Origin of the sequence: Streptomyces mesophilus, from assembly GCF_040300965.1 — a bacterium.
Taxonomy (GTDB): Bacteria; Actinomycetota; Actinomycetes; order Streptomycetales; family Streptomycetaceae; genus Streptomyces; species Streptomyces mesophilus_A.
In genome coordinates this window covers 1-5,217 of the sequence record NZ_JBEPEW010000274.1, presented here as the reverse complement: position 1 = coordinate 5,217, position 5,217 = coordinate 1, and the positions used below count along the sequence as shown (strand labels likewise).

The following is a 5,217-nucleotide window of genomic DNA, read 5'->3' as shown; positions in this document are numbered from 1 at the left end:
GTGCCGCGCAGTGGTTCGGGGCGTCCGGCGCCGCGTACGACGGGTACGGGGCGCCGGGTGCCGGCGAATCCGCGGCTGCTGCGGCAGCGGTTGTTCGTGTTCGTGGTGGTGACGCTGCTGGTCGCGCTGGGGATCGCGGCGGCTCAGGGGTGTCAGGGTCCTGCGCAGGGGTTGCGGCAGGTGACGGGGGTCGCGGAGCGGGTGGCCGATGGTGCGGGGTCGGGTTCCGGCGGGCTGAGCGGCTGAGGGTCCAGCGGCGGGGCGCCCGCGGCGGGCGGATTCCCCTACCGCTAACGGGGCCGCCCCGCCGTCACCGCGTAGAACGCCACCGCCGCGGCCGCGCCCACGTTGAGGGAGTCGACGCCGTGGGCCATCGGGATGCGGACCCATTCGTCGGCCGCCACCAGGGCCTGGGTGGAGAGACCGTCGCCTTCCGCGCCCAGCATCAGTGCCACGCGGTCCATACGGTGCGGGGCCATGTCGTCGAGCGTGGCGGCCTTCTCGTCCGGGGTGAGGGCGAGGAGGTTGAAGCCCGCTTCCCGTACGGTCTCCAGGGACTTCGGCCAGGACTCCAGGCGTGCGTACGGGACGGAGAACACCGCGCCCATCGACACCTTCACCGAGCGGCGGTAGAGCGGGTCCGCGCAGTCCGGTGAGAGCAGGACCGCGTCCATGCCGAGGGCGGCGGCCGAACGGAAGATGGCGCCGATGTTGGTGTGGTCGTTGACCGCTTCCATCACGGCCACGCGGCGGGCCGTCGTGAGGAGTTCCTCGGGGGTCGGCAGCGGTTTGCGCTGCATGGAGGCGAGGGCGCCGCGGTGCACGTGGTAGCCGGTGACCCGTTCGGCCAGCTCGGGGCTGACCGCGTAGACGGGCGCGGGGAGTTCGTCGATGACATCGCGCATGACGTCGACCCACTTGGCGGAGAGAAGCATCGAGCGCATCTCGTACCCGGCGTCCTTGGCGCGCCGGATCACCTTCTCGCCCTCGGCGATGAAGAGTCCTTCGGCGGGTTCGCGCTTGCGCCGCAGCTCTACGTCCGTGAGTCCGGTGTAGTCGCGCAGGCGCGGGTCGTCGGGGTCGTCGACATGGATGAGATCGGCCACAGGGTGATACTGCCTTGTCCTCGGTGCGGTGCCAACGGGGCGGGAGAACTTCCGTTACCGCTGGTTACCTGGGCCGACGGTCACGACCTCGCCGATGACGATCACCGCCGGCGGGCGGACCTCCTCGGCGGTCACGGTCTCCGCGACGGTCGCCAGGGTGGCGTCCACGCGGCGCTGGGTGGCGGTCGTGCCCTCCTGGACGAGGGCCACGGGGGTCTCGGGGGCCCGGCCGCCCGCGATCAAGGTCTCGGCGATCTTGCCGATCTTGTCGACGCCCATGAGGACGACGAGCGTGCCGCGGGCCTTGGCGAGCGCCGTCCAGTCGACCAGGGAGCGCTCGTCGTCGGGGGCGACATGGCCGCTGACGACCGTGAACTCATGGGCCACGCCCCGGTGTGTGACCGGGATACCGGCCGCTCCGGGGACGGAGATCGAGCTGGAGATGCCGGGCACGACCGTGCACGGGATGCCGGCCTCGGCGAGCGCCTGGGCCTCCTCCATGCCGCGGCCGAAGACGAAGGGGTCGCCGCCCTTGAGTCGTACGACGGACTTGCCGGCCTTGGCGTGCTCGATCAGCGCGTTGTTGATCGCCTCCTGGGCCATGAAGCGGCCGTACGGGATCTTCGCTGCGTCGATCACCTCGACGTGCGGCGGGAGTTCGGCGAGCAGGTCGCGCGGACCGAGCCGGTCGGCGATCACGACGTCGGCCTCCGCCAGGAGACGGCGGCCGCGGACGGTGATCAGGTCGGGGTCGCCGGGGCCGCCGCCGACCAGGGCGACGCCGGGGGTCTTCTGACGCTGGTGCGGGGCGACGAGGGTGCCGTCGCGCAGGCCCTCGACGACCGCGTCGCGGATCGCGGCGGTGCGGCGGGGGTCGGGGCGGTCGGTGGTGAGGATCGCGACGGTGACGCCCTCGCTGCGGCCCGTCGCCGGGGTCCAGGCGGTGGCGGCGGTGGCATCGTCGGAGCGTACGCACCAGACGCGGCGGGTCTCGGCTTCGGCGCTCGCCGCTTCGTTGGCGGCCTGGTCGCTCGTGGCGATCAGGGCGTACCAGGCCTCGGCGAGGTCGCCGTGCTCGTACTTCCTGCGCTCCCAGCGGAGTTCGCCCGCATCCGCCATGGCCTCCACGGAGGGGGTCGCCTCCGGCGAGATGAGCAGGATGTCCGCGCCGGCCGCGATCAGGGCCGGGAGGCGGCGCTGGGCGACCTGGCCGGCGCCGAGGACGATGACTCGGCGGCCTGTCAGGCGGAGGCCTACGGGGTACGCGGGGTGTTCGGCCATGGCTGTGCGGCTCCTCGTGCGGGCTGGCGTGCGCCGCTTCGGCGCTGGAGCGGCAGTGTGACGTGGGGCTTTGCGGTGCGGGTTCAGGGTACGGCGCGGGGTGGGTGGGTTCCTTTCCCCCACCCCGCCCCTTCCCGAAACCGGGGCTCCGCCCCGGACCCCGCGTCCGAACTTCGTTCGGATCTGCTGAATCGCCGCAGGGCTATTTCTCCGTGACGCCCGCAGAGTCGAAGGTCGCCACCTCGTGCATCGCGCGGGCGGCCGACTGGACGACCGGGAGGGCGAGAAGGGCGCCTGTGCCCTCGCCGAGGCGGAGGTCCAGGTCGACCAACGGGCGCAGGCCCAGCTTGTTCAGGGCCGCGACGTGGCCGGGCTCCGCGCTGCGGTGGCCCGCGATGCACGCGGCCAGGACCTCGGGGGCGATGGCGCGGGCCACCAGGGCGGCCGCGCCGGCGCTCACGCCGTCCAGGATCACCGGCGTACGCAGCGACGCGCCGCCGAGCAACAGGCCCACCATGGCGGCGTGTTCGAGGCCGCCGATGGCCGCGAGGACGCCGATGGGGTCGGCCGGGTCCGGCTGGTGCAGTTCCAGTGCGCGCCGTACGACATCCGTCTTGCGGGCGAGGGTCTCGTCATTGATGCCGGTGCCTCGGCCGGTCACCTCGGACGGGTCGGCGCCGGTGAAGACGGAGATCAGCGCCGCGGACGCGGTGGTGTTGGCGATGCCCATCTCCCCCGTGAGCAGCGCCTTGTTGCCGGCCGCGACCAGGTCGCGGGCCGTCTCGATGCCGACCTCGATGGCCGCCTTGACCTCCTCGCGGGTCAGGGCGGGGCCGGTGGTCATGTCGGCCGTACCGGCGCGGACCTTGCGGGGCAGCAGGCCCGGCGTGGCCGGCAGGTCGGAGGCGACGCCCACGTCGATGACGCAGACCTCGGCGCCCACCTGGTTGGCGAACGCGTTGCAGACCGCGCCGCCGCCCAGGAAGTTGGCGACCATCTGGCCGGTTACCTCCTGCGGCCAGGGGGTCACGCCCTGGGCGTGCACCCCGTGGTCGCCCGCGAAGATCGCGACGGCCGCGGGCTCCGGGATCGGCGGCGGGCACATCCTCGACAGACCCGCGAGCTGTGCGGAGATGATCTCCAGCATGCCGAGCGCGCCCGGCGGCTTGGTCATCCGCTTCTGCCGCTCCCACGCCTCGCCGAGCGCCTTGGCGTCCAGCGGACGGATGTTGGCCACGGTCTCGGAGAGCAGATCGTGCGGGTCCTCGCCGGGCAGCGCGCGGCGTCCGTACGTCTCCTCGTGCACGACCCACGACAGCGGGCGGCGCTTGGACCAGCCGGCCTGCATCAGCTCGGGCTCGTCCGGGAACTCGTCGACGTATCCGACACAGAGATACGCCACGACCTCCAGGTGCTCGGGCAGTCCGAGCGTGCGCACCATCTCGCGCTCGTCGAAGAAGCTGACCCAGCCGACGCCGAGGCCTTCGGCGCGGGCGGCGAGCCACAGGTTCTCGACGGCGAGCGCGGAGGAGTACGGGGCCATCTGCGGCTGGGTGTGCCGGCCGAGGGTGTGGCGGCCGCCGCGGGTGGGATCGGCGGTGACGACGATGTTCACCGGGGTGTCGAGGATGGCCTCGATCTTCAGTTCCTTGAACTGCTTCGCGCGGCCCTTGGGCAGCGACTTCGCGTACGCCTCGCGCTGGCGCATGGCGAGTTCGTGCATCGTGCGCCGGGTGTCGGCGGAGCGGATGACGACGAAGTCCCAGGGCTGGGAGTGGCCGACGGAGGGCGCCGTGTGGGCGGCCTCGAGGACGCGGAGCAGGACCTCGTGCGGGATGGGGTCGCTGCGGAAGCCGTTGCGGATGTCGCGGCGCTCGCGCATCACGCGCAGGACGGCCTCGCGCTCGGCGTCGGCGTAGCCGGGGGCGGCGGGGCCTTCGGCGGGTACGTCGGCGTTGTCCGCGGTGTCCAACTCGTCGGCGTACTGGAGGAGTTCGGGGCCCACTTCCTCGGGCTCCTGGGTGACGGGCTCGGCGGTTCCGGCGGCCACCGGCTCGGCCTGCTCCTCCGTGAGGGTCTCGTCAGCCGCATCCCGGGCGTCGGTGTCGTCCGGGCCGGCGGCCGGCGACTCCTCCGCGCCCGGCGCCTCGGTGTGCGCCGTCGCCTCGTGCTCCGGCTCGCCCTCACGGGGGGCCGGGACGGCGAAGGTGGAGTCGTTCGCGGGCTGCGCCTCGTCCTCCTTGCGTACGTCGGACCCGGCGGGCTCGGACTGCGCCGGCTCGGGCTCGGGCTCGGACGGGGTGGCCGGCTCCTGCACGGGCTCGGCCGCTTCCGGCGCCGGGGCGGCGGTCTCCTGCGGCGGTACGGGGGTGTCCTGCGACGGTACGGGTGCCTCCTGCACAGGTGCGGAGGTGGCTTGGACCGGGACGGCAACCTCCTCGACCGGGACGGCAGCCTCCTCGACCGGTGCTGCCGGCTCCGCCACCGCCGACTCCGCCACCGCCGACTCCTCCGCACCCGCGCCTACCACCGACTCCTCCGCACCCGCGGCCGGCTCTTCCGGCAGGCGGAGCAGCTGGGGCGGCGTGGGGGCGAGGTGCGGGGTGGACGGGACGACGCCCTCCACGGGGACGAACTCGCCGATGGGGCCCGGCTCCTGGGAGTTCAGGCCCGGCGGCATCGCGTGGGCTCCGTCGTCGGCGGGCAGGTCCTCGGACGAGGCCGCGGGCATGGGGATCGGTGCGACGGGCGGGTGGCTCTCGCCGCCCGGCACGGCCGGGCCGGCGGACTGCGGCGGACCGAGGTGGAGCTGCGGACCGCCCTGGGGCGC

At 73.7% G+C, this 5,217-nt stretch carries 3 protein-coding genes and 1 pseudogene; 1 reads left to right on the top strand and 3 read right to left on the bottom strand.

The features are described 5' to 3' along the window. Positions 1 to 246: pseudogene (locus tag ABT367_RS40685) on the top strand (serine/threonine protein kinase); the annotation flags it as partial. Positions 247 to 290: 44 nt separating this feature from the next. On the opposite strand, the gene ABT367_RS40680 reads toward ABT367_RS40685, so the two are convergent. The 3 genes from ABT367_RS40680 to cobT all read right to left on the bottom strand — a co-directional run. Continuing rightward, the gene (locus ABT367_RS40680; RefSeq protein WP_352258930.1) at positions 291 to 1,106 is read right to left on the bottom strand and encodes a TrmH family RNA methyltransferase; all 816 of its coding nucleotides are present in this window, start codon (positions 1,104 to 1,106) and stop codon (positions 291 to 293) included. Between the two features lie 54 nt (positions 1,107 to 1,160). Then, on the bottom strand, positions 1,161 to 2,387 hold the full coding sequence (gene cobA / locus ABT367_RS40675) for a uroporphyrinogen-III C-methyltransferase (protein WP_352258928.1): 1,227 nt from the start codon (positions 2,385 to 2,387) through the stop codon (positions 1,161 to 1,163). 202 nt (positions 2,388 to 2,589) lie between these two features. Then, positions 2,590 to 5,217: nicotinate-nucleotide--dimethylbenzimidazole phosphoribosyltransferase (gene cobT / locus ABT367_RS40670; protein WP_352258926.1), on the bottom strand; the 2,628-nt coding region annotated here is incomplete at its 5' end.